Source organism: Yimella sp. NH-Cas1, from assembly GCF_022359705.1.
In the GTDB taxonomy this organism is placed as follows: Bacteria; Actinomycetota; Actinomycetes; order Actinomycetales; family Dermatophilaceae; genus Yimella; species Yimella lutea.
Map to the genome: position 1 here is coordinate 2,036,294 of NZ_JAKSGG010000003.1, position 23,711 is coordinate 2,060,004.

The 23,711-nt window shown below is 66.9% G+C and carries 19 protein-coding genes, 1 tRNA gene and 1 pseudogene; 14 read left to right on the plus strand and 7 right to left on the minus strand.

Going from position 1 to position 23,711, the window contains the following annotated elements; genetic code table 11:
• Window positions 1-121 precede the first annotated feature (121 nt).
• Genes thrB through lysA form a run of 4 tightly spaced genes read right to left on the minus strand, consistent with a single transcriptional unit; the run spans window position 122 to window position 4,786 of the window.
• Window positions 122-1,051: a homoserine kinase gene (gene thrB, locus MF407_RS10090; protein WP_239702200.1), complete on the minus strand. Its 930-nt coding sequence runs from the start codon at window positions 1,049-1,051 to the stop codon at window positions 122-124.
• Entirely contained in the window at window positions 1,051-2,136 is a 1,086-nt protein-coding gene (gene thrC / locus MF407_RS10095; protein WP_239702201.1) for a threonine synthase, read from the minus strand. The genes thrB and thrC overlap by 1 nt, the downstream gene beginning before the upstream one ends.
• A gap of 6 nt (window positions 2,137-2,142) precedes the next feature.
• The gene (locus tag MF407_RS10100) at window positions 2,143-3,444 is read right to left on the minus strand and encodes a homoserine dehydrogenase (RefSeq protein ID WP_129624765.1); all 1,302 of its coding nucleotides are present in this window, start codon (window positions 3,442-3,444) and stop codon (window positions 2,143-2,145) included.
• A gap of 4 nt (window positions 3,445-3,448) precedes the next feature.
• Window positions 3,449-4,786: a diaminopimelate decarboxylase gene (lysA, locus tag MF407_RS10105; protein ID WP_129624764.1), complete on the minus strand. Its 1,338-nt coding sequence runs from the start codon at window positions 4,784-4,786 to the stop codon at window positions 3,449-3,451.
• A 356-nt stretch (window positions 4,787-5,142) separates the two neighbouring features.
• Between lysA and MF407_RS10110 the strand changes: the two genes are divergently transcribed.
• The 14 genes and pseudogenes from MF407_RS10110 (at window position 5,143) to MF407_RS10170 (ending at window position 20,255) form a co-directional block, all read left to right on the plus strand.
• Window positions 5,143-5,214, plus strand: a tRNA-Arg gene (locus tag MF407_RS10110).
• Between the two features lie 99 nt (window positions 5,215-5,313).
• Window positions 5,314-6,492, plus strand: coding sequence for a histidine kinase (locus tag MF407_RS10115; RefSeq protein WP_129624763.1), 1,179 nt, complete (start codon window positions 5,314-5,316; stop codon window positions 6,490-6,492).
• 9 nt (window positions 6,493-6,501) lie between these two features.
• The gene (locus MF407_RS10120; protein WP_141927860.1) at window positions 6,502-7,227 is read left to right on the plus strand and encodes a LytTR family DNA-binding domain-containing protein; all 726 of its coding nucleotides are present in this window, start codon (window positions 6,502-6,504) and stop codon (window positions 7,225-7,227) included.
• A complete protein-coding gene (locus MF407_RS10125) occupies window positions 7,227-7,610 on the plus strand; it encodes a hypothetical protein (RefSeq protein WP_129624761.1) in 384 nt (127 codons plus the stop codon). Before MF407_RS10120 ends, MF407_RS10125 begins: the two co-directional genes overlap by 1 nt.
• Entirely contained in the window at window positions 7,607-9,112 is a 1,506-nt protein-coding gene (locus MF407_RS10130; protein WP_239702202.1) for a cation acetate symporter, read from the plus strand. The genes MF407_RS10125 and MF407_RS10130 overlap by 4 nt, the downstream gene beginning before the upstream one ends.
• A gap of 196 nt (window positions 9,113-9,308) precedes the next feature.
• Window positions 9,309-9,647 (plus strand): DUF485 domain-containing protein, encoded by a 339-nt coding sequence (locus tag MF407_RS10135; RefSeq protein ID WP_129624759.1) that lies wholly within the window; start codon window positions 9,309-9,311, stop codon window positions 9,645-9,647.
• Window positions 9,647-11,293 (plus strand): cation acetate symporter, encoded by a 1,647-nt coding sequence (locus MF407_RS10140; protein ID WP_129624758.1) that lies wholly within the window; start codon window positions 9,647-9,649, stop codon window positions 11,291-11,293. Before MF407_RS10135 ends, MF407_RS10140 begins: the two co-directional genes overlap by 1 nt.
• A 93-nt stretch (window positions 11,294-11,386) precedes the next feature.
• Window positions 11,387-13,324, plus strand: coding sequence for an acetate--CoA ligase (gene acs / locus MF407_RS10145; protein WP_239702203.1), 1,938 nt, complete (start codon window positions 11,387-11,389; stop codon window positions 13,322-13,324).
• Between the two features lie 173 nt (window positions 13,325-13,497).
• Window positions 13,498-14,085 (plus strand): annotated as a pseudogene (locus MF407_RS15885) (ATP-binding cassette domain-containing protein); the annotation flags it as partial.
• Between the two features lie 242 nt (window positions 14,086-14,327).
• On the plus strand, window positions 14,328-14,552 hold the full coding sequence (locus MF407_RS15890) for a hypothetical protein (RefSeq protein ID WP_345770857.1): 225 nt from the start codon (window positions 14,328-14,330) through the stop codon (window positions 14,550-14,552).
• On the plus strand, window positions 14,552-15,340 hold the full coding sequence (locus MF407_RS10155; protein ID WP_239702204.1) for an ABC transporter permease: 789 nt from the start codon (window positions 14,552-14,554) through the stop codon (window positions 15,338-15,340). The genes MF407_RS15890 and MF407_RS10155 overlap by 1 nt, the downstream gene beginning before the upstream one ends.
• A gap of 127 nt (window positions 15,341-15,467) precedes the next feature.
• The gene (locus MF407_RS10160) at window positions 15,468-19,394 is read left to right on the plus strand and encodes a multifunctional oxoglutarate decarboxylase/oxoglutarate dehydrogenase thiamine pyrophosphate-binding subunit/dihydrolipoyllysine-residue succinyltransferase subunit (RefSeq protein ID WP_239702205.1); all 3,927 of its coding nucleotides are present in this window, start codon (window positions 15,468-15,470) and stop codon (window positions 19,392-19,394) included.
• A gap of 19 nt (window positions 19,395-19,413) precedes the next feature.
• The gene (locus MF407_RS10165) at window positions 19,414-19,587 is read left to right on the plus strand and encodes a DUF6104 family protein (RefSeq protein ID WP_168990149.1); all 174 of its coding nucleotides are present in this window, start codon (window positions 19,414-19,416) and stop codon (window positions 19,585-19,587) included.
• 14 nt (window positions 19,588-19,601) lie between these two features.
• A complete protein-coding gene (locus MF407_RS10170; protein ID WP_239702206.1) occupies window positions 19,602-20,255 on the plus strand; it encodes a GDSL-type esterase/lipase family protein in 654 nt (217 codons plus the stop codon).
• Window positions 20,256-20,280: 25 nt separating this feature from the next.
• Here MF407_RS10170 and MF407_RS10175 read toward each other — a convergent pair whose 3' ends face one another.
• From MF407_RS10175 to rfbB, 3 genes are read right to left on the minus strand one after another with little or no spacing between them, the layout of a single operon-like run.
• Window positions 20,281-21,747 (minus strand): sugar transferase, encoded by a 1,467-nt coding sequence (locus MF407_RS10175; protein WP_239702207.1) that lies wholly within the window; start codon window positions 21,745-21,747, stop codon window positions 20,281-20,283.
• A gap of 17 nt (window positions 21,748-21,764) precedes the next feature.
• Window positions 21,765-22,616 (minus strand): dTDP-4-dehydrorhamnose reductase, encoded by an 852-nt coding sequence (rfbD, locus tag MF407_RS10180; RefSeq protein WP_239702208.1) that lies wholly within the window; start codon window positions 22,614-22,616, stop codon window positions 21,765-21,767.
• Window positions 22,613-23,665 (minus strand): dTDP-glucose 4,6-dehydratase, encoded by a 1,053-nt coding sequence (gene rfbB, locus MF407_RS10185; RefSeq protein ID WP_129624751.1) that lies wholly within the window; start codon window positions 23,663-23,665, stop codon window positions 22,613-22,615. The genes rfbD and rfbB overlap by 4 nt, the downstream gene beginning before the upstream one ends.
• Window positions 23,666-23,711 lie beyond the last annotated feature (46 nt).

Consider the following 23,711-nt stretch of genomic DNA (forward strand, 5'->3'; position numbering starts at 1 on the left):
AGAGGCTCTGTGTTGAACTCGGCTGCGCATCAGAGATCGATGTCGCAATCGCGAGAGTGAATACACCTGGGGCGTGCCGGAGATCCGGAACCTCACTCGGTGCGCTCACCAATCTACACGCTCACCGTGAGTTGTGTGACACGACCCGCACACCGTGCGTGGCGATTCCCGGACGCAGCAATATCCAGTCGTCGTTCGGCGCCGAGAGACCGCGCAGGGACTCGCCAACACCGAGCACCAGCACGGTCGGCCCGGCACCGGAGATGAAGGCCGCGTGACCGTGACCGCGCAACGAATCGACCAGCGCCATGCTTGCGGGATAGGCCGGCCGCCGGTTCTCCTGGTGCAACCAGTCGGCCGTTGCCGGCAGCAGTCGACCGGGGTCCGTCGTCAATGCGTGCACCAGAAGCGCTGCACGGCCAGCGTTCCAGGCGGCGTCGGCCAGCGTCACCTGAGCCGGAAGCGCGGCACGCGCCTTGTCTGTGGAGAGCGTGAATCCGGGCACGAACACCGCGACGTCGACGTCCGGGTGCAGCCCGGGCCGAGCGGTGCGCCAGGCCTGATCCTGCTCGTCGAACCAGGACGAGGTGAACCCGCCGTACACACTCGCGGACGCGTTGTCGGGGTGGCCTTCGAGCGCACTCGCGACGTCGTTGACCAGTGTGATCGAGTCGTCGTCGAGTTCGCCCCGGACGAGTGCGCAGGCGGCTGCAACGCCCGCGACGATTGCCGAGGCGGATGAGCCGAGGCCCCTCGAGTGCGGAATCTCGTTGCGACACAACAATTTCAGTCCGGCGGGAGGTTCGACCTCAAGGCGCTCCCAGAGTGCAAGCATGGACCGGTGGACCAGGTGACGATCATCGAGCGGCACTTCACCCGCGCCGGCGCCTTCGACCTCGATGATCAGCCGGTCACCTTCGACGCTCGCTTCGACGACATCCCTGATCTCGATCCCCAGACCGAGCGAATCGAAGCCCGGTCCGAGGTTCGCCGAACTCGCCGGAACGTCCACCCGGACGTGACGTCCAGGCTCGATCACATTGCGGCTCATCAGGATTCGAGGCCGAGCGCCCGCGCGACCGACACGACGTCGACCGATACGCGGGTGGGCTGCACATCGGAACCTTCCGCGGTCCGAAGCGCCCACTGCGGGTCCTTCAGGCCGTGGCCGGTGACCGTGCAGACGATGCGAGCACCGGGCGGGATCCGTCCGGCCTCGTGCATCTTCAGCAGTCCGGCGATGCTCGCGGCAGAGCCCGGCTCGACGAAGATGCTCTCGGTGCTGGACAGCAAGCGGTGCGCGTGCAGGATCTCGTCGTCGCTGACCATGTCGATGACGCCGCCGGACTCATCGCGCGCGGCTTCGGCCTGCTTCCACGACGCCGGGTTACCGATGCGGATCGCTGTCGCGACGGTCTCGGGATCGTCGACCGGATAACCGCGCACGATCGGTGCTGCGCCTTCGGCCTGGAACCCCCACATCATCGGTCGCTTGGTGGCGACGGGAGTGCCGTGCGCGGAATCGACGGCTTCGCTGTAGCCCTTCCAGTACGCCGTGATGTTGCCGGCGTTGCCGACCGGCAGCACGTGGATATCAGGGGCGTCGCCGAGCACATCGATGACCTCGAAGGACGCCGTCTTCTGACCCTCGATACGGGCCGGATTGACCGAGTTGACGAGTTCGACGGGGTACGCCTCACCGAGCTTGCGGGCGACGCCGAGGCAATCGTCGAAGTTGCCGTCGACCTGCAGCAACGTTGCACCGTGCGCGATCGCCTGGGACAGCTTGCCCATCGCGATCTTGCCGTCGGGCACCAGCACCGCGCAGGTCATACCCGCCTTGGTCGCATACGCGGCCGCGGACGCACTGGTGTTGCCGGTCGAGGCGCACACGACGGCCTTCGCTCCGGCCTTGGCAGCCATCGAGATCGCCGTCGTCATCCCGCGGTCCTTGAACGAACCGGTGGGATTCATGCCCTCGTACTTGACCCAGACGTCCGCACCGGTGAGCTCAGTCAACCCTTCGGCGTGGATCAGCGGTGTGCCGCCCTCCCCGAGCGTGATGACGGGCGCGCCGTCGAGCATCGGCAGCCGGTCGGCGTACTCGCGGATGACCCCGCGCCACAGATGTGCCATGTCGTCCTACTCCCCCTCGACGCGAAGGACCGAGCCGACCTCGCGTACGTCCTCGGATGCCTTGAGTCGCTCGACGACGTCGGCCAGGTCGGCCTCGCTCGAGCGGTGTGTGATCAGGTGCAAGGTCGCCAGACCGTCCTGCGAACGGCGAACTCCCTGCCGCATCGACTCGATCGAAACGCCTTGCTCGCCAATGGTTTTCGCGATGTTCGCCAGGACACCAGGCTTGTCCTCGACGTCCAGTCGGATGAAGTAGGCGGTCTTCGATGCGCCGATCTGCTCGATCGGCAGGTTCGCGTACGACAACTCACCGGGCCCGCGGCCGCCGGTCACCTTGTGACGGGCCGCCTGCACGACATCGCCGAGTACTGCGGAAGCGGTCGGGTCGCCACCGGCACCCGGACCGTAGAACATCAGCTCACCGGCCATCTGGGTCTCGACGAAGACAGCATTGAACGCCTCGCGCACCGACGCGAGCGGGTGGCTGCGATCGATCAGCGTCGGATGCACCCGGACGTTCACAGCCTGCGAACCGCCCTTGTCGACCAGTTCGGCGATCGCGAGCAGCTTGATGACACAGCCGATCCGTCGGGCCGCGCGAATGTCGTCGGCGGTGACGCCCATGATCCCCTCGACGTGGACGTCGCAGGTGCGGACGCGGGTGTGGAACGCCAGCGAGGCCAGGATCGCAGCCTTCGCCTGGGCGTCGTGACCCTCAACGTCGGCGGTCGGGTCGGCCTCGGCGTACCCGAGTTCCTGGGCCTCGGCGAGCACGTCGGCGAGCTGTGCACCGGTGCGGTCCATCTTGTCCAGGATGAAATTCGTGGTGCCGTTGACGATGCCCATCACGCGGTGGACGCTGTCCCCCGCGAGCGAAACGCGCAGCGGTCGGATCAGCGGGATCGCGCCTGCGACGGCGGCTTCGTAGTAGAGATCGACACCGTGTTCCTCGGCGAGCTCGTAGAGCTCGGCGCCGTGCTGGCCCAGCAACGCCTTGTTCGCGGTGATGACACTCGCACCCGACTCGATCGCCTTCTGCAGCAGCGATTTTGCCGGCTCCATGCCACCCATGAGCTCGATCACCAGGTCGGCCTCGGTCACCAACGTCTCGGCGTCGGTGGTGAACAAGGAGGCGTCCAGGCCGGTTTCGGAACGGTCCTTTCCGGTGTCGCGCACGGCGACCCCGATGATCTCCAACGGGCGACCCACTCGAGCAGCGAACTCGTCCTTCGCCTCCGACAACCGGCGGGCGACTGCTCCCCCGACGACTCCACAACCGAGCAGCGCGATCCGCACCGACTCCGACATCTGACTACTCACTCTCCAGCAACAACAGGTCCTCAATGGTCTCGCGGCGCACCCACGGCCGCGCACCCGCCTCATCGACCGCAATGACCGGCGGACGCGGCACGTGGTTATAGGTGCTCGCCAGCGAACGGCAGTAGGCGCCGGTCGCAGCCACCAGCACCAGGTCGTCCGCGCGAATATCGCTCGGCAGCAACACATCTCGCACGACGATGTCGCCCGACTCGCAGTGCTTGCCGACCACCCGGCTCTGAGCAGTCGCTTCGGCATGCCGGCCGGCGATCTCGCAGTGGTACTCGGCGTCGTAGAGCACCGGACGTGCGTTGTCGCTCATGCCGCCGTCGACAGCGACGTAGGTGCGGGTGAGTTGGTCGTCGACGACGACCTGCTTCACGGTGCCGACCGTGTACAGCGTCATACCGGCCGGACCGATGATCGACCGGCCCGGCTCGATCGAGATGCGCGGAACCTCGGTTCCGGCTGCGACACAAGCTTTCTGGACGATGGAAGCCAATTGGTCGGCCATGACCGACGGCGCGAGCGGAACATCGCTCGGCAGGTAGGCGATGCCGAACCCGCCGCCGAGGTCGAGTTCGGGAAGCGTGACGCCGTGCTCTTTCGCGACCGCAAGCTGCAGCCCGATCAGCCGTTCGGCGGCCACCGCGAAACCGTCCGATTCGAAGATCTGGGAGCCGATGTGGGAGTGGAAACCGAGCAGTCGCAGCTCGTTACGTGCCAGAACTTTCCGGACCGCCTCGGCCACTTGGCCGTCGATGCTGAACCCGAACTTCTGGTCCTCGTGAGCTGTGGCGATGAACTCGTGGGTGTGGGCTTCGACGCCGGTCTTCACCCGCAGCATCACCTTCGCGATCACGCCGATTCGGGCGGCCGCGTCCGCGACCCGTTCGATCTCCTCGAAGGAATCGACGACGATGCGTCCGACGCCGTACGCCAGGGCTGCGTCGATCTCGTGCACCGACTTGTTGTTGCCGTGCACGCCGATCAACTCACCGGGCACTCCTGCCCGGACCGCGACCGCGAGTTCGCCGCCGCTGCACACGTCCAGTCGCAGACCTTCCACGTGCACCAACTTCGCCATGGCGACCGAGAGGAACGCCTTGCCGGCGTAGTACACGTCGCATTCGGTGCCGATGCCGCGGAAGGCTCGGGCGAACTCGTCCCGGTACTCCCGAGCGCGCGAGCGCGCGTCGTCGACATCGACGAGGTACGCGGGTGTGCCGAAGTCTCGCGCGAGGTCACGGACGTCGTGTCCGGCGACGGCGAACGACCCGTCCTTGGTGCGGGTGGTGTTGCGGGAGAAGACCGGAGTCTGAGCTGCGTTCATCGGCGCCAACGCTACCGATGGGCGCGGCCGGCTCGCCGGATCACTCAGAAAGTGGACGGTGCGAACCGACCGGGCAATTGCGTTGGGCCGCAATCGTCATCGACCGCTACGCCGGCCGATGACATCGGATCCGTCAAGCAGCCGAGGCGTTCTTGTGATGGTGACAGGTCCGCGAGCAACCGGACCATGCCCTTGGGCAGGTTCATGCAGGTCAATGATTCGTGTGGCCGGACGGCGTCTTCCGTGTCGTCCAGGACCTCACCACCGAACATCGCCATGATCCGCCGCCGGCTCTCTTCGGAACGGCACCGATGCGAGGGATTCTCGTTGCTGCTGATACGGTTGGCGGCTGCTGGGCCCCCTTAGCTCAGGGGATAGAGCACCGCCCTCCGGAGGCGGGAGCGCAGGTTCGAATCCTGCAGGGGGCGCTTTCTCGAACGGCCACCGACTGCACCGCAGGCGGTGGCCGTTCGCATGTCGCCGGGGATGTCCGCCCTCGGACGCTGCCCGGCGCCTACGCTCGCCGAATGACCAGCCCCGAGCCCGTGACGATCGTCCTCGCGATCGGTGCTGCGCTGGTGATCCTGTTGCTGTGGCAGGTGCTGCGCCGCCGCAACCTGCAACGAGGTTTCGTCAGCGAACGCGACCGGGCGACGTACGAAACCCTGCACACGGCGTCCCTCGCCGGACGGCACCTCGGTGACGGACTCGACCAGGAGACGGCCCGACGGGCACTCCCTCACCTGCGCGAACTCCTGGCCACGCCCGCCCTCGCGCTCAGCGGCAGCCGAGAGGTCCTGGCGTGGGACGGTGTCGGCGACCACCACCGGGCCGAGGTGCACGAAGCCGCAGCCGAGCACCTCGGTGATGGCAAGGTCGCGGTCATCACGACCCTCGACTGCGACGACCCGGACTGTCCGGTGCGAACGGCGGTTCTGGCCCCGATCCGGGTGCGCGACACCGTCGTCGGGCAGTTGGTCGCGTGCGGCGAACAGCCGAGCGCCGGGCTGGCCCGGGCCACCGAGGAGGTCGCCGGCTGGATCGCGACCCAGGTCGAGCTCGCCGACCTCTCGGCCGACCGCACCCGCGCCATGGAAGCCGAACTGCGAGCCCTCCGGGCCCAGATCAGCCCCCACTTCATCTACAACAGCCTCGGCGCGATCGCCTCGTTCGTGCGCACCGACCCCGACCGCGCCCGCGAGCTGCTGCTGGAGTTCGCCGACTTCACCCGCTACGCCCTGCGCCAGGGCGGCGCGACCGCCACGCTCGCCGAGGAGATGCGCAACGTCGAGCGCTACCTCGTGCTCGAACAAGCTCGCTTCGGCGAGCGTCTGCAACTGAGGATGAAGGTCGCGCCCGAGGTGCTCGCGGTCCGTGTGCCCTACCTGGCCATCCAACCGCTGGTCGAGAACGCCGTCCGGCACGGCCTGGCCCCGAAGGCGGGCACCGGCACGGTCACGCTCACCGTTCGGGACATCGGGCCCGAAGCAGAGATCAGCGTCGAGGACGACGGTGTCGGAGCCGAACCCGAACGCATCAGGCAGGTGCTCGACGGGCACGGGCGCGGCGGGTCGGTCGGACTGGGCAACGTCGACGCGCGCCTGCGACAGACCTACGGGGACGACCATGGCCTCGTCATCGAGACAGCTCGCGGCTCGGGCATGAAGGTGAGTTTCAGGGTGCCCAAATTCGCGCCCGAGGCCTAGGTTTACCCCATGTCCGCAGCACCCCTGTCCGTGCTCGTCGTCGACGACGAAGCACCTACCCGGTCGGAACTCGCCTGGCTGCTCGACCAGGACGAGCGCATCGGCACGGTCCTGCAGGCGGCCAGCGGCGGCGAAGTACTCGACCTGCTCGACTTCACCCCCGTGGACGTCGTGTTCAGCGACATCAACATGCCGGGCCTGGACGGCATGCAACTGGCCCGCGTCATCGCCCGGCTGCCGCAGCGCCCGCAGGTGGTCCTGGTGACCGCCTACGACGAGTACGCCGTCGACGCCTTCGCGATCGACGTCGTCGACTACGTGATGAAACCGGTCAGACCTGAACGTCTCGCACAGGCGGTCGGCAAATGCGTCGGAGCCACCGCAGCTCAGGCCGAACCCGAGGGCGAACGCATCCCCGTCGAACGCGGCGGTGTCACGCGTTTCATCCTGCGTTCCGACGTCCGGTACGTCCAGGCGATGGGCGACTACGCCGAACTGCACACACCGGACGGCACCCACCTCGTCCGGATCCCGCTGAACACACTCGAGGAGCGTTGGGCCGCAGCAGGATTTGTCCGTATCCACCGCTCCACGCTCGTCTGTACCCGCTTCGTGTCCGAGCTGCACATGGACGACGGGCGCTGCTCGGTCACCGTCGACGGCACCTCACTGCAGGTCAGCCGCCGGCACACCCGCGAACTGCGGCAGCACCTGTTGCAGCGTGGAGAGATCTGATGGAGCACGCGGCGCCACGCGTCCGCATCACCAGTTCCCGCGCGCCGACCGGCAACCCGGCCGGCCAGAGCCTGCGCGACGAGATCAACTCGCAGACCGAACTCGGTGAGGTGTACGTCGAGGGCTTGATGCGTGCCCAACTGCGGCTCGCATTGCGGGTCCTCGCCGTGGGAATCGTCAGTCTCGGCGGCCTGCCGTTGCTGTTCCACTTCGTGCCGGCAACCCGGCACGTCACGTTCGCCGGGGTGCCGTTCGCCTGGTGGGTGCTCGGTGTGCTCGTCTACCCCGCGGCGGTGCTGATCGCCCGCCAGTACGTCCGCGCATCGGAGCGGTTGGAGCTGGAGTTCACGACGATGGTGACCCGACCGGTGAGCAGGCGGTGACCTCCACCTGGTCGCTCGTCGCGATCGCGACGGTCTGCGTACTCACCTCCGGTCTCGGCCTGGTCGGATTGCGGTTCACCCGCGGCACCAGCGACTTCTACGTCGCCGGGCGAACGGTCTCCCCCTGGCGCAACGCGAGTGCCATCGGTGGTGAATACCTTTCTGCGGCAAGCTTCCTCGGTGTCGCAGCGCTGATGTACGACAACGGCCTGGACACGCTGTGGCTCCCCGTCGGTTACACCATCGGCTACCTCGTCCTGCTCGTCCTCGTCGCTGCACCGCTGCGTCGCAGTGGGGCGTACACACTGCCCGACTTCGCTCAGCTGCGACTGGAGTCGAAGGCCGCGCGCAGGGTCTGCTCAGTGTTCGTGCTCGGCATCGGCTGGCTCTACCTCATCCCCCAACTCCAGGGCGCGGGCCTGGTGCTCAACCACGTCACCGGATGGCCCCGCTGGGTCGGCAGCACCCTGGTCACCGTGCTCGTCACGTTCAATGTCGCGCTCGCCGGGATGCGGTCGGTCACGCTCGTCCAGGCGGCTCAGTACTGGCTCAAACTGACTGCGCTTGTCGTCCCCGCGTTCGTGATGCTCGGCGTGTGGCTGCGCGACGACCGTCCCTCGGCGCCTGCCGGCACCGACTGGTGGGACCCGCTCACCGCGTCCGCGAACACCGACAACCTCTACGCGACCTACAGCCTGCTGATCGCGTTGTGCCTGGGCAGCATGGGTCTGCCCCACGTCGTCGTGCGCTTCTACACCAATCCGACCGGCCGGGAGGCCCGCCGAACGACCGTAGCGGTGCTTGCCCTGCTGGGCATGTTCTACGTCTGGCCGCCGATCTACGGCTGGCTCGGACGCATCTACCTGCCTGGCGACGCACCTGGGATGCGGGACACGATGGTGCTCCGGCTGCCCGGCGCCGTCCTGCCCGGTGGCGTCGGCGATCTGTTGTCGGCCCTGCTTGCCGCGGGAGCGTTCGCTGCATTCCTGTCCACCGCGAGCGGCCTGCTGATGGCGGTCGCCGGCGTCCTCGATCAGGACATCGTCCGACCGTTGGTGCGTCGCCGTCACCCCAGCGTGAAGCCGAGTCAATCCTTCCGTTTCGCAGTGATGTTCGCGATGCTCGTGCCGTTCACCGCCGCGGTCCTGCGTAGCCCGTTCGGCATCTCGATGGTCGTCGGTTACGCATTCGCGATCGCGGCCGCCACCTTCGCGCCGCTGGTGGTGCTCGGTGTGTGGTGGCGCAGCCTCTCCCGCGCCGGCGCGATCGCCGGAGTGCTCACCGGCGGCTTCACGACGGGCGCCTGCGCCGCAGTGGTCCTGGCCGGAGGCGTCGGGACCGAGGGTCTCGCGCGACAGTTGCTGACCGCACCGGCGGCGTGGACGACGCCCCTCGCGGTGTTCGTGATGATCGTCGTCTCGCTCGCCACGCCGAACAGCGTCCCGGCCTCGACCGGACGCATCATGGCCAGGTTGCACGTGCCCGAAGCCGTCGCCGACTGACGAAAGCGTCCCGCCGTTCGCCGCAGCACCCGAACCGCTCGCCGCACGTTTCGGTTCCGCACGCCGAACCGTGCGACCCGTCCGGCGCAGCACGCCCGGAAGCGGTGGCGAACCGGAACCGGCAGGAAGAAGGTATGTGACACCGATCACACGGCTCCCCGTGTGGCAGTCCATACCCGAAACCGGAGGTGACTCGGTGAGCAACGACGGTGCTCCGAAGGTCGACGATCGCTTCATCGCGGTCCAGCAGTCCCCCGAGTTCGCCGAACTTCGCAAGAAGTTCCGCGCATTCGTCTTCCCCGTCACGGCCTTCTTCCTGGCGTGGTACTTCCTGTTCGTCCTGCTGTCGATCTACGCGCCCGGATTCATGGGCACGAAGGTGATCGGCAACATCAACATCGGCATCCTGATGGGCCTGGGACAGTTCGTGACGACGTTCGCCATCACGTTCATGTACGCCCGCTGGGCCAACCGTGAGTTCGACCCGCGCGCCGACGCCATCGGTGCCCGCCTCGCCGGCGACAAGGACTTCTGATGGGCACTCAACTGATCAGTCTCGCCGCGGCCGACCAGGTCGGCAGCCCCGTCCTGAACATCGCGATCTTCGCCGTCTTCGTCCTGGTCACGTTGACGATCGTGGTCAAGGTCGCGTCCGGCACCAAGACCGCGGGCCAGATGTACACCGGTGGCGCCTCGTTCTCCGGCAAGCAGAACGGCATCGCGATCGCCGGTGACTACCTCTCGGCGGCCTCGTTCCTCGGTATCGCCGGCGCCATCGCGTTGCAGGGCTACGACGGCTTCCTGTACTCGATCGGCTTCCTGGTCGCCTGGCTCGTCGCCCTGCTGCTGGTCGCCGAACTGATGCGCAACACCGGACGCTTCACGATGGCCGACGTGCTGTCGTACCGCCTGAAGCAGCGCCCGGTACGCATGGCCGCTGCGACGTCCGCGCTGGCCGTGTCGTTCTTCTACCTGCTCGCCCAGATGGCCGGAGCCGGTGGCCTGGTGTCGCTGCTGCTCGGTGTGAGCGGCGAGACCGCGCAGAACCTCGTCATCGCCGTCGTCGGCGTCATCATGGTGCTCTACGTGATGATCGGCGGCATGAAGGGCACCACCTGGGTGCAGATGATCAAGGCCGTCCTGCTCATCGCGGCGACCTTCATCATGACGGTCTGGGTGCTCGGCAAGTACGGCTTCAACATCAGCAAGCTCTTCGAGGCCGCGGTCAACGAGAACCCGAAGGCCGGGGAGAAACTCCTGTCGCCGGGCCTGAAGTACGGCAAGGACTCCACGACCAAGCTCGACTTCGTCTCGCTCGCCCTGGCTCTGGTGCTCGGCACCGCGGGTCTGCCGCACGTGCTGCAACGCTTCTACACGGTGCCCACCAGCAAGCAGGCACGCAAGTCGGTCGAGTGGGCCATCTGGCTCATCGGTGCCTTCTACCTGCTGACCCTGGTCATCGGCTACGGCGCCGGCGCCCTCGTCGGACCGGACAAGATCAACGCGGCTCCCGGAAAGGCCAACGCAGCGGCCCCCCTGCTCGCATTCGAACTCGGCGGCTCCCCGCTGCTGGGCATCGTGTCCGGCATCGCGTTCGCGACGATCCTCGCCGTGGTCGCCGGCCTGACGATCACCACCAGCGCCACCTTCGCGCACGACATCTACAACCAGGTGATCAAGCACGGCAAGGCGACGCAGGAGTCGGAGGTCAAGGTCGCCCGCATCGCCGCGGTCGTCGGTGGCGTCATCGCGATCGGCGGTGGCATGCTCGCCAAGGACCAGAACATCGCGTTCCTGGTGGCCCTCGCGTTCGCCGTCGCGGCCAGCGCGAATCTGCCGACGATCCTCTACTCGCTCTTCTGGAAGCGGTTCAACACCCGCGGCGCGGTGTGGAGCATCTACGGCGGTCTGATCACCGCGATCGGCCTGATCATCTTCAGCCCGGTCGTCAGCGGTAAGGGCGCGGATCCGAAGACGGGCAAGACGCTGTCCATGCTCCCGGCGGACATCGACTTCCACTGGTTCCCGCTGGACAACCCGGGCATCGTCTCGATCCCGGTCGGGTTCTTCCTCGGCTGGCTCGGCAGCGTCACCAGCAAGGAGTTCAACGCTGCCAAGTACGCCGAGATGGAGGTCCGTTCCCTGACCGGACACGGGGTTGCCGAGGCGATCGATCACTAGGAAGCTGGGTGTGGGGTGCGTCACGGCGCACCCCACACCCCGCACAGCACCCGGGCGGCCACACCACCCCCACCGCCCGATTCGTCGATGAGGATGAGGATTTTGAGCGAGACCAGCTACGCACCCGACCCGGACTTCGCTGCTGCGGCCAACGGCAAGGCAGAACTGTTCGAGCAGGCCGACGCCGACTTCGAGGGTTTCTGGGCCGACCAGGCCCGCGAGCGCATCACCTGGGCCAAGCCCTTCACACAGACCCTCGACTGGAGCAACGCTCCGTTCGCCAAGTGGTTCGCCGACGGCCAGCTCAACGTCGCCCACAACTGCGTCGACCGCCACGTCGAGGCGGGCAACGGCGAACGCGTCGCGATCCACTTCGAGGGTGACCAGGGCGACACCCGCACGATCACCTACGCCGACCTGCAGCGTGAGGTCTCCAAGGCAGCAAATGCGTTGCAGGAGTTGGGGATCAACAAGGGCGATCGGGTCGCGATCTACATGCCGATGATCCCCGAGACGATCTTCACGATGCTCGCGTGCGCTCGACTCGGCGCTCCGCACTCGGTGATCTTCGGTGGCTTCTCGGCCGATGCTCTGTACACCCGCATCGTCGACGCGGACGCGTCCGTCGTGGTCACCACCGACGGTCAGTGGCGCCGCGGCAAACCCGCACCGCTCAAGGCTGCCGTCGATGAGTCGCTCACCAAGGGCGATCACCCGGTCAAGCACGTCCTCGTCGTGCAGCGGACCAAGGGTGAGGTGGCCTGGAACGACGACCTCGACCTGTGGTGGCACGACGTGGTCGACCGCCAGTCCGACCAGCACGCCGCCGAGCCGATGGACGCCGAACACCCGCTGTTCATCCTGTACACCTCGGGCACGACCGGTAAGCCGAAGGGCATCCTGCACACGTCCGGCGGTTACCTGACGCAGGCCGCGTACACGAACTCGATCGTGCACGACGTGCACCCCGAGACCGACGTGTACTGGTGCACCGCCGATGTCGGCTGGGTCACCGGCCACTCCTACATCGTCTACGGACCGCTCGCGAACGGCGCGACGCAGGTGCTCTACGAGGGCACACCCGACACTCCGCACCAGGGCCGCTGGTGGGAGATCGTGCAGAAGTACGGCGTCACGATCCTCTACACGGCGCCCACCGCGATCCGCACGTTCATGAAGTGGGGCAACGACATCCCGGCGAAGTTCGACCTGTCGTCCATCCGCCTGCTGGGTTCGGTCGGCGAGCCGATCAACCCCGAGGCGTGGCGGTGGTACCGCGAGAACATCGGTGGCGGCAAGGCGCCGATCGTCGATACCTGGTGGCAGACCGAGACCGGCGGCATCATGATCTCGCCGTTGCCCGGACTGACCACTCTGGAGCCGGGTTCGGCACAGAGGCCGATTCCCGGCATCGCGGCCGAGATCCTGGACGACATGGGTGAGCCGTTCACCGAACCGGAGAAGGTCGGCTACCTGGTGCTCACCAAGCCGTGGCCCGCGATGCTGCGCACCATCTGGGGCGACGACCAGCGCTACCGCGACACCTACTGGAGCCGGTTCGGCGAGAAGTACTACTTCGCCGGTGACGGCGCCAAGTACGACGCCGACGGCAACATCTGGCTGCTCGGCCGCGTCGACGACGTCATGAACGTCTCGGGCCACCGACTGTCTACCGCGGAGATCGAATCCGCCCTGGTGTCACACGAATCCGTGGCCGAAGCCGCGGTGGTGGGAGCCACGGACGAGACCACCGGCCAGGCCGTCTGCGCGTTCGTCATCCTGCGCGAAGGCTTCGAGGACGACGGCGACGACACCGTGCAGGAACTGCGCAACCATGTCGCCAAGGAGATCGGTCCGATCGCCAAGCCTCGGCAGATCCTGGTCGTTCCCGAACTGCCCAAGACCCGCTCGGGCAAGATCATGCGCCGTCTGCTCAAGGACGTCGCCGAGAACCGCGAGGTGGGCGACGTCACCACGCTCGCCGACTCCTCGGTGATGAACCTGATCAAGGACGGCATGGCCAAGGGCTGAAGTCTGCGATCGAACGCCCCACGTCCCCTCGGACGTGGGGCGTTCGCCGCCTCGCCGCCCGGGCCGTCGCAGTGCCGTCGAAGTGCCGTCGAAGTGCCGTCGAAGTGCCGTCGAAGTGCCGTCGCGGGACGGCCGCGGGGCCGTTGGTCGGACTCACCCGAGCGGATGATGGGATGGGTCCTGTTCAGGTACGCGTCGACAGGGGTCCCCACGTGTCAGCTCCACCAGCCAGCGCTGCGCCGAAAGCCGGACGCGGACGCATCGAGGTGCACAACCTCACCAAGTCGTTCAAGGGCTTCCGGGCCGTTGACGACCTGTCCTTCAACGTCGAACCGGGCCGGATCACCGGCTTCCTCGGGCCGAACGGCGCCGGCAAGACCACCACGCTCCGCATGATCCTGGGGCTCATCCGGCCAACGTCCGGCGGCTCCACCATCGGCGGCGTCCCGTACGTCAAGCTCGCCGACCCGCTGCGCACCGTCGGCTCGGCACTCGAGGCCACGAACTTCCACCCCGGACGCACCGGACGCGATCACCTACGTGTGCTCGCCACGTCCGCCGGCCTGCCGACGAGCCGCGCCGACGAACTGCTCGAACTCGTCGGCATCCCAGCGGCTGCGAAGAAACGCGCCGGCGGCTACTCGATGGGTATGCGTCAGCGGCTCGGACTGGCCGGCGCACTGCTCGGCGACCCGGACATCCTGGTGCTGGACGAGCCGGCGAACGGTCTGGACCCCGAGGGCATCCGCTGGCTGCGCGGGTTCCTGCGCCACCTGGCGGCCGAGGGCAAGACCATCCTGGTCTCCAGCCACCTGCTGTCCGAGGTCGAACAGACCGTGGACGACGTGATCATCCTGGCCAACGGCAAGCTGATCCGCCAGGGGCAGATCGACGAACTACGCGGCGAACCGAAGGTGCGCGTGCGCACACCCGGCGCCCGTGAACTGGCGAGGCGCTCACCGCGTCCGGTTTCCGGGTCGAGCCCGGCGAGGAGGCGGGGATCGTGGTGGCCTACAGCGACAACCCCGCCGCGGTCGGTGACGTCGCGTTCCAGGCACGCGTGCCGGTGCACGAACTCGCCCGTCAGCGCGCCGACCTCGAAGCGCTGTTCTTCGAACTCACCAGCCAGGGCGCCGCGCGCAACCGCAACCTGGGTGACGCGCCCGGCCCCGAAACGGGGGCCGGCGCACCGCAGGACCAGGCTCCGACAGAAGGGGGCGTGCGCTGATGGGCCGCGCGATCAAGGCAGAGATCCAAAAGCTGATGACGACCCGCCTGTGGTGGGGGATGGCGATCGCGTTGTTCCTGTGCGGGGCGCTGTTCGCGTTGCTGTTCGGCTCGATCTCCCAGACCGACTCCGATCAGGAAGGGGTGCCGACGTTCACACCCCTGCAGATCGCGATCAACACCTACACCACCGGTGTCGGCTTCGGATACGTGTTCCTGATGGTCATCGGCATCATGACGATCGGCTCGGAGTATCGGCACAAGACGATCACCGGCACGCTGTTGGCCGAACCGCGACGTCCGGTCATGATCGCCTCGAAGGTGATCGCGCTGCTCGGTTTCGGTGTGCTGTACGGCCTGGTGTTCCTCGCCGGATCGGTCATCACCGGCGCGACGATCCTGTCGGCGCGTGGGATGCAGGCGTTCCCCGAAGCAGGCACGCTCACCCGTTCGCTCCTGCTGGTGCTGCTCGTACTCGGCCTCTGGGCGCTCATCGGCCTCGGCCTGGGCGTGATGATCCCCAACCAGGTCGCCGCGATCCTGGTCGGCGTCGGCATCGCGTTCATCCTCGAACCGATCCTGTCGGTGGTCGGCACACTGATCGACGGTGGCCGCGACGTGGTGAAGTTCTTCCCGAGTCAGGCCACCAATGCGGTCCTCGGTGGGTACAACGGCGACCCCGAGAGCGTGATGCTGAACTGGTGGCAGGGCACGCTGATGTTGCTGCTCTACGCGGCCGTCTTCGTGGCCATCGGGACGTGGTTGACCAACCGCCGCGATGTCACCTGAGACACATCGCAACAGCACTCGACCCACACGGGCGAACCCCAGCCTGCAGGCGTAGGCTGGGGTTCGTCTGTGTGTCACCCCACACGGGCGATTCGATCGGCGACACAAACGAAAGAGGCGCATCAGCGTGTCCCAGCCTTCCGAGCCGCTCGCAAGCTTCGGCCCCAACGAGTGGTTGGTCGACGAGCTCTACGAGCAGTACCTGCAGGACAAGAACTCGGTCGACAAGGCCTGGTGGAGTTTCTTCGCCGACTACGAACCGAGTACCGAGTCCGGCTCGAGCAACGGCTCGTCCAAGAGCTCCTCGAACGGCAGCGCCGAGAAGACCGCCGAGAACACTGCGGACAAGAACGGCGAGAAGGCCGCTGCGAAGCCGTCGAAGGACGCTTCCGCGAACAGCTCCGAGAGTGACAAGGCTCGGTCCGCCGAGGGCAACGCCGAAAACGTCCAGCCGGGCGATTCCAAGGCCGCCGACGCCGACCCGTCCGCCGCTCCGCAGGCCAAGACGGAGAAGTCCCGCTCCGACCGCAACCCCGGCCGGGTGCCGACCCTCGACCCCAAGCAGCACGAGCTGTCCAACGCCCGCCCGATCTCCCGTGACGGTGGCGTTGCTCCGGTCCAGTCCGTCGACGCCGAGGACGAGAAGGTGCCGTTGAAGGGTGTCGCCGCCCGCATCGTCACCAACATGGAGCAGAGCCTGGAGGTGCCGACCGCGACCAGCGTCCGCTCGGTGCCGGCGAAGCTGCTCATCGACAACCGCATCGTCATCAACAACCATCTCGCCCGCAGCCGCGGCGGGAAGGTGAGCTTCACCCATCTGCTCGGGTACGCGATCGTCAAGGCGCTCAAGCTCGTTCCCGACATGAACAACGCGCTGGCCACCGACGACAAGGGCAAGCCGGTGCTGGTGCGCCCGGGCCACGTCAACTTCGGCCTGGCGATCGACCTGGCGAAGGACGACGGCACCCGCACGTTGGTCGTCCCGAACATCAAGAACGCCGAAGCGATGGACTTCGTGCAGTTCTGGACGGCGTACGAGGACATGGTGCGTAAGGCGCGCACCAACACCCTGACACTCGAGGACTACCAGGGCACCACGATCACCCTGACCAACCCGGGCGGCATCGGCACCGTGCACTCGGTGCCGCGCCTGATGAAGGGTGCCGGCGCGATCATCGGAGCCGGTGCGCTGGAGTACCCCGCCGAGTGGCAGGGCGCCAGCCTCAACACGCTGAACAAGAACGCGGTCAGCAAGGTCATGACGCTGACCAGCACCTACGACCACCGCATCATCCAGGGTGCGGTCTCGGGTGAGTTCCTGAAGGTCGTCCACCAGCTGCTGCTGGGCGAGGACGGGTTCTACGACGACATCTTCCAGGCGATGCGGATCCCGTACGAGCCGGTCCGTTGGGTGCGTGACATCGACACCAGCCACGACGACGACATCAACAAGGTCGCCCGTGTGCACGAGTTGATCCACGCCTATCGGGTGCGCGGGCACCTGATGGCCGACACCGACCCGCTGGAGTACAAGCAGCGTCGTCACCCCGACCTCGACATCACCAACCACGGCCTGACGCTGTGGGACCTCGACCGCACCTTCCCCACGGGAGGGTTCGGCGGCGAGCCGTTCCTGAAGCTGCGCAAGGTGCTGGGCATCCTGCGCGACTCGTACTGCCGCGGCGTCGGTATCGAGTACATGCACATCCAGGACCCCGAGCAACGCCAGTGGATCCAGGGCAAGGTCGAGGTGCCCTACGAGAAGCAGACCTCGGCCGAGCAGCTGCGCATCCTGCGCAAGCTCAACGCCGCAGAGGCGTTCGAGACCTTTCTGCAGACCAAGTTCGTCGGCCAGAAGCGCTTCAGCCTCGAGGGCGGCGAGTCGGTCATCGCGCTGATGGACCGGATCATGTGCGAGGCCGCCGACGAGGGTCTCGACGAGATCTGCATCGGTATGCCGCACCGCGGACGCCTGAACGTGCTGGCCAACATCGCCGGCAAGTCCTACGGCCAGATCTTCCGTGAGTTCGAGGGCACCCAGGACCCCAACTCGGTGCAGGGGTCGGGCGACGTGAAGTACCACCTGGGCACCGAGGGCGAGTTCGTCTCCGACGCCGGCAACAAGACCAAGGTCTACCTCGCCGCCAACCCCTCCCACTTGGAGGCCGTCAACCCGGTGCTGGAAGGCATCGCGCGCGCCAAGCAGGACCGCATCAACCTTGCCGGCACCGCGTTCACCGTGTTGCCGATCCTGCTGCACGGTGACGCTGCGTTCGCCGGTCAGGGTGTGGTGGCCGAGACGCTGAACCTGAGCCAGCTGCGCGGGTACCGCACCGGCGGCACGATCCACGTCGTGATCAACAACCAGGTCGGTTTCACCACCGCGCCGTCGCAGTCGCGTTCGTCGACCTACTCGACCGACGTCGCCCGGATGATCCAGGCGCCGATCTTCCACGTCAACGGCGACGACCCGGAGGCGTGCGTGCGCGTCGCCGAGCTGGCCTACGAGTTCCGTCAGCGCTTCCACAAGGACGTCGTCATCGACATGGTGTGCTACCGCCGCCGTGGCCACAACGAGGGCGACGACCCTTCGATGACACAGCCGCTGATGTACAACCTCATCGAGGCCAAGCGCAGCGTCCGCAAGCTGTACACCGAGGCCCTCATCGGCCGCGGTGACATCACCCCGGACGAGGCCGAGGCCGCCCTGCGCGACTACCAGCAGCAGCTGGAGCGGGTGTTCGTGGAGACCAAGGAGGCCAAGAAGCAGGCCGCCGCCCCCTCAACCCCCGACGCCTCGACCGGCACCGACGCCGAGGGCCACGGTGGCCTGGAGCGTCCGTCCGCGCAGACGGCCGACGACGCGACGGTCGACGGCCGCAACCGCTCGACGGCGATCAGCGAGTCCGACCTGCACAAGATCGGTGAGACCTGGGTCAAGCCGCCGGAGGGCTTCACCGTCCACCCGAAGCTCGCCAAGCTCATGGACCGCCGCAACGAGATGGTCCACAAGGGCGGGATCGACTGGGCCATGGGCGAATTGGCCGCCTTCGGCTCGTTGATGATGGAAGGCATCCCCGTGCGCCTGGCCGGCCAGGACAGCCGCCGCGGCACCTTCGTGCAGCGTCACGCCGTCCTCATCGACAAGGTCAACGGCAACGAATGGACGCCGCTGCGTTACCTGTCCCCCGACCAGGCCTGGTTCTGGGTGTATGACTCCCTGCTGTCGGAGTACGCCGCACTCGGGTTCGAGTACGGCTACTCCGTCGAGCGTCCGGATGCGCTGGTGCTCTGGGAGGCTCAGTTCGGTGACTTCGCCAACGGCGCCCAGACGATCATGGACGAGTTCATCTCCTCCTCGGAGCAGAAGTGGGCGCAGCGCTCGTCTGTCGTGCTGCTGCTGCCGCACGGCTACGAGGGTCAGGGTCCCGACCACAGCTCGGCCCGCATCGAGCGGTTCCTGCAGATGTTCGCCGAGGACAACATGACGATCGCATACCCGAGCACGCCGGCGAGCTACTTCCACCTCCTGCGTCGCCAGGCGTACGCGCGTCCGCGCCGTCCGCTGATCGTGTTCACGCCCAAGCAACTGCTTCGCCTGAAGGCGGCGACCAGCAGCCCCGAGGAGTTCACCAGCGGTGTGTTCCAGCCGGTGCTGCCGGACGCCACCAAGCCCGAGGCCTCGCAGGTCGACCGGGTGCTGCTGGCATCGGCGCGTGTCGTGTACGACCTGGAAGCCGAGCGCGAGAAGCGTGGCGACACCAAGACCGCGATCGTCCGGGTCGAGCAGTTGGCCCCCATTCCCGCCAAGGAGATCGCCGAGATCATCGGCCAGTACCCGAACGCCGAGCTGGTGTGGGTGCAGGACGAGCCCAAGAACCAAGGTGCGTGGCCGTTCATGGCGCTCAACCTGCCGGAGGCTCTGGCCGAGTTCGGCGAGACCCGCGGACTGCGCGTCGTGTCACGTGCTGCCGCGGCATCGCCGGCGACCGGATCGCCCAAGCGTCACGCGGCCCAGCTGGCCGAGTTGGTCGCTTCGGCGTTCGACCGCTGACCGGAACGGCCGAGTACGGATGTACTTCACCGACCGCGGAATCGAAGAATTGGCGAGTCGGCGTGGCGAGGAAGAGGTCAGCCTGGAATGGTTGGCCGATCAGCTGCGCGCTTTCGTCGATCTCAACCCGGAGTTCGAAGTGCCGGTCGAACGGCTGGCAACATGGTTGGCTCGCCTGGATGACGACGAATGACGAGTGAGGATCGAGTGACCCAGAACGACGAACGGCGTCAGCCGGAGTTCAACCCGAGCGCCGAGTTCCAGGTGGTCGAGGGTCCACGCCGGGTCGGAGTGTGCTTCGTCGGCGACGAGTACGTTGCAGGACTCGGCGACCCCAAGGCGCTCGGTTGGGTTTCGCGGGTCGTGGCCCGCACCCCGCACGCCGGAGTCGACCTGGCCGCGTACAACCTGGGCGTCCGTGGCGACAGTTCGACCGAGGTTCTCGCCCGGTGGCAACAGGAGTCCGAGCCGCGATGGCGCACCGCGAACGAGCGGCGCCTGGTCATCGGTTTCGGTGCGGGCGACATCGAGCAGGACCTCTCGACGGCACGCTCGCGCCTGAACCTCGCCAACATCCTGGACGACGCGTCGTCTGCGGCCATCGCGACCTTCGTCGTCGGGCCGCCGCCCACCCAGGACAACGAGTTCAACGAGCGCCTGCAGCTGCTGGTCGATGCGCAGGCGGACGTCTGTTCACGCCGCGGCGTCACCTACGTCGACTGCTTCCGCCCGTTGCTCGGGCACGACCAGTGGCAGTCCGATCTTGCTGCATCACCCGACGGCCTGCCCGGGCAGGCCGGTTACGGCCTCATCGCCTGGCTCGTGCTGCACGCCGCCTGGCAGTCCTGGCTCGACCTCTGAGCCTGACCCGTCCGATCACGCTCGATCAGTACGCGCCGTCCTTCGCCAGGACGGCGCGTACTGTCTTGACGAGGATGAGCAGGTCACCGGTCATCGACCAGTTCTCCACGTAGTACAGGTCCTTGCGCACACTCTCGTCCCAGGTCAGGTTGGAGCGTCCACCCACCTGCCACGGCCCGGTGATGCCGGGCTTCACGTACAGCCGTCGATGCACGTGCTGGTCGTAGGACTCGACTTCGGCGGGTAACGGCGGACGGGGGCCGACCAACGACATGTGCCCACGGATCACGTCGAACAGCTGCGGCAGTTCGTCGATGGAGTAGCGGCGGATGAACCTGCCGGTGCGCGTGACACGCGGGTCGTCCTTCATCTTGAACAGGATCTCGTTGCCGTCATGCTCCTCGCGCAACGACTGCAGGCGGGCCTCGGCATCGGCATCGGTGACCATCGAGCGGAACTTCGTCATCCGGAATCGGGAGCCGTTGACCCCCACGCGCTCCTGCCGGTAGAACGCGGGACCGTGGTCCTCGAGCTTCACCGCAAGTGCGGTCACGATCATGATCGGAGCCGCCAACAGCAGCATGCAGAGCGCGACGACGAGGTCGAACGCTCGCTTTCCGACGTACTTCATCCCGGTGTAGCGCGGCATCTCCACGCTGATCAACGGCAGACCCTCGACCGGCTTCCAGTGGATTCGCGGACCGGCGATATCGGTCATGCGGCTGGCGAGCACCAGATTGCACTCGGTCTCTTCGAGATCCCAGCCGAGATCACGCAGGAAGGTCGGACCGGTGGAACTTTGACCGGCGACCACCACGACATCGGCACCGACCACCATCGCCGCCCTCGCGGCGTCCTCCGGCCGGCCGACCTCTGGCAGGACGCTGCCGTCGGCCAACCGGAACTCACGGGACTGACCTGCGGTCGCGACCGCCACGACCTCATAACCCGCGATCGGGGTCCGCCGCACGGTGTCGACGACGTAGCGGACCTCGACCGGTGAACCGACCACGAGCGCCCGCTCGACCCACTCCCCACGCCCCCGACGCCGGACCAGCACCCGGCGCTGCACGACCCGTCCGATCAACAACAGGATCAGACCGAGCGGGAAGGCCACAGCAAGGAATCCGCGAGCGAACGCGACCTTGAACAGCGTCGCGAAGATCGCCACACCGCCGAACAACGCCCACGTCGCACGGGCCAGGTCGCGGTATTCGGTCGAGCCGACGGCCACGACCTTCATGCTGTAACCGCCGAACGCTGCGATCGCGATCAACCACGCCAAGCCGAGCGCGATACCGGTCTGGCTGTACGACAGGTCGCCGAGCCCGGCGACCTTCGCACCGCGCGGATCGCCGAAGCGCATGACGACTGCCAACCACATCGCCAGGGCGATCCCGAGCACGTCGCCGGCCAGCAGGCGTGCTTGAAGGGACCGGCGCCAGTTGATGTGCATGGAACCGGTGACCGTTCGCTCGCCCAAGGTCGTCATACGGGGCCGTTCATCCCTCACGTGCCCCGTGTCACGACCGGCAGTGCGGCAGCCAGGCGTTCGTTCCAGGGGCCGATGGGCTCGATCCCGTTCGAGTCGAACGCGTCGTGGCCCAGGACGCTGTTCGCGGGACGGGGTGCCGGTACCGGAAACTGATCGGTGGTGATCGGAGCGACTCGTCGGGCCTCGAGGCCGGACAGGGTGAAGATCTCCTGCGCGAACCGGTGCCAGGAGGTCGAGCCGGAACTGGTGCCGTGGTAATAGCCACCCGGGGCCCCGGAGTTCACGAGTCGGACGATGAGTTCGGCCAGGTCACGGGTCCAGGTAGGCTGCCCGACCTGGTCCGCGACGACGGTCAACGTGTCGCGTTCACCGGCCAGCCGCAGCATGGTCTTGACGAAGTTGCCCCCACCGGCGCCGTACAACCATGCCGTCCGGACCACATAGGCGTCCGGACTTGCTTGCCGCACAGCCCATTCGCCCGCGGCCTTCGTACGACCGTACGCCGAAGCAGGTGCTTGCGGAGCGTCCTCGGGCCACGGCTGGTCACCGTCACCGGGCATCACGTAGTCGGTCGAGACATGCACCAGTCGGACACCGGCAGCCGCGCACGCGACCGCGACGTTGTGAGCGCCGACCGCGTTGATCATAAACGCCTCGCCCTCGTGCTCCTCGGCCTTGTCGACCGCGGTCCATGCCGCACAGTTCACCACCACGTCAGCGTCCCGCACCGCGTGCGTCACCGCTCCCGGAACCCGGATATCGCAGTCCGCACTGCCCAGAGCCCAAAAATGCTCTCCCGCCTGCGCCAACACCGACTGCAGGTCCTGACCGAGCATCCCGTGCCCGCCCAGCAACACCCACCTCATCGATCAGCACCCATGGGACCCGGGGAAGTGCCGGTCGAAGTGCCGGTGGACAGGACCTGTTGGGTGCGGGCGTACTTGTCCTCGACCGCTTGCTTCACCGGACGCCACCAGGCTTCGTTGGCCTGGTACCACTCGACCGTCGCGGCCAAACCCTCATCGAAGCTACGGTAGGTCGGTTCCCACCCCAGTTCGGTGCGCAGCAGGGTGGAATCGATCGCGTACCGCAGGTCGTGCCCGGCCCGGTCGGTCACCTGATCGAACGCGTCCGGCTCTTGCCCGAACAGCACCAACAGTTTGCGCACCACGTCCAGGTTGTTGACCTCACCATCAGCACCGATCAGATACGTCGCACCGATCCGGCCACGATCCAAGATCGCCCACACCGCACTGTTGTGATCATCGACATGGATCCAGTCGCGCACATTCAAACCCTGCCCGTACAGCTTCGGGCGCACCCCATCGATCAGGTTCGTGATCTGCCGCGGAATGAACTTCTCCACATGCTGACGCGGACCGTAATTGTTCGAACAGTTCGAGATCGTGGCCTGCACCCCGAACGACCGAACCCACGCCCGCACCAACAAATCCGACGCACCCTTGGTCGACGAATACGGCGAGGAGGGGTTGTACGCCGTGGCCTCGGTGAACCGGCCCGGGTCCTCCAACTCCAGATCGCCGTACACCTCATCGGTCGAAATGTGGTGATACCTCACCCCATGCGCACGGACCGCTTCCAACAACGTGTACGTGCCGATCACATTCGTATCCAGAAACGGGCGCGGGTCAGCCAACGAATTGTCGTTGTGCGACTCCGCCGCGAAATGCACCACCGCATCCGCACCCGCCACCACACCGTTCACCAGGTCAGCATCCGCGATATCGCCCTGGACGAACTCGACCTCATCCAGCACGCCGTCCAGGGACGCCTTCGACCCCGCATAGGTCAACTTGTCCAACACCGTGACCCGCACATCCGGCCGCGTCCGCCGCGTCAGCTGAACGAAATTGCTGCCGATGAACCCCGCCCCACCGGTCACCACGATCCGCACGAAAAAAGCCCCACTCCACGCTCGACTCGACGCCGGAACAGACGCC

Coding starts and splice junctions, on each gene's coding strand:
- thrB (WP_239702200.1), bottom strand. CDS start 1,051: ATGAGCCGCAATGTGATCGAGCCTGGACGTCACGTCCGGGTGGACGTT.
- thrC (WP_239702201.1), bottom strand. CDS start 2,136: ATGGCACATCTGTGGCGCGGGGTCATCCGCGAGTACGCCGACCGGCTG.
- MF407_RS10100 (WP_129624765.1), bottom strand. CDS start 3,444: ATGTCGGAGTCGGTGCGGATCGCGCTGCTCGGTTGTGGAGTCGTCGGG.
- lysA (WP_129624764.1), bottom strand. CDS start 4,786: ATGAACGCAGCTCAGACTCCGGTCTTCTCCCGCAACACCACCCGCACC.
- MF407_RS10115 (WP_129624763.1), top strand. CDS start 5,314: ATGACCAGCCCCGAGCCCGTGACGATCGTCCTCGCGATCGGTGCTGCG.
- MF407_RS10120 (WP_141927860.1), top strand. CDS start 6,502: ATGTCCGCAGCACCCCTGTCCGTGCTCGTCGTCGACGACGAAGCACCT.
- MF407_RS10125 (WP_129624761.1), top strand. CDS start 7,227: ATGGAGCACGCGGCGCCACGCGTCCGCATCACCAGTTCCCGCGCGCCG.
- MF407_RS10140 (WP_129624758.1), top strand. CDS start 9,647: ATGGGCACTCAACTGATCAGTCTCGCCGCGGCCGACCAGGTCGGCAGC.
- acs (WP_239702203.1), top strand. CDS start 11,387: ATGAGGATTTTGAGCGAGACCAGCTACGCACCCGACCCGGACTTCGCT.
- MF407_RS10155 (WP_239702204.1), top strand. CDS start 14,552: ATGGGCCGCGCGATCAAGGCAGAGATCCAAAAGCTGATGACGACCCGC.
- MF407_RS10165 (WP_168990149.1), top strand. CDS start 19,414: ATGTACTTCACCGACCGCGGAATCGAAGAATTGGCGAGTCGGCGTGGC.
- MF407_RS10175 (WP_239702207.1), bottom strand. CDS start 21,747: ATGACGACCTTGGGCGAGCGAACGGTCACCGGTTCCATGCACATCAAC.
- rfbD (WP_239702208.1), bottom strand. CDS start 22,616: ATGAGGTGGGTGTTGCTGGGCGGGCACGGGATGCTCGGTCAGGACCTG.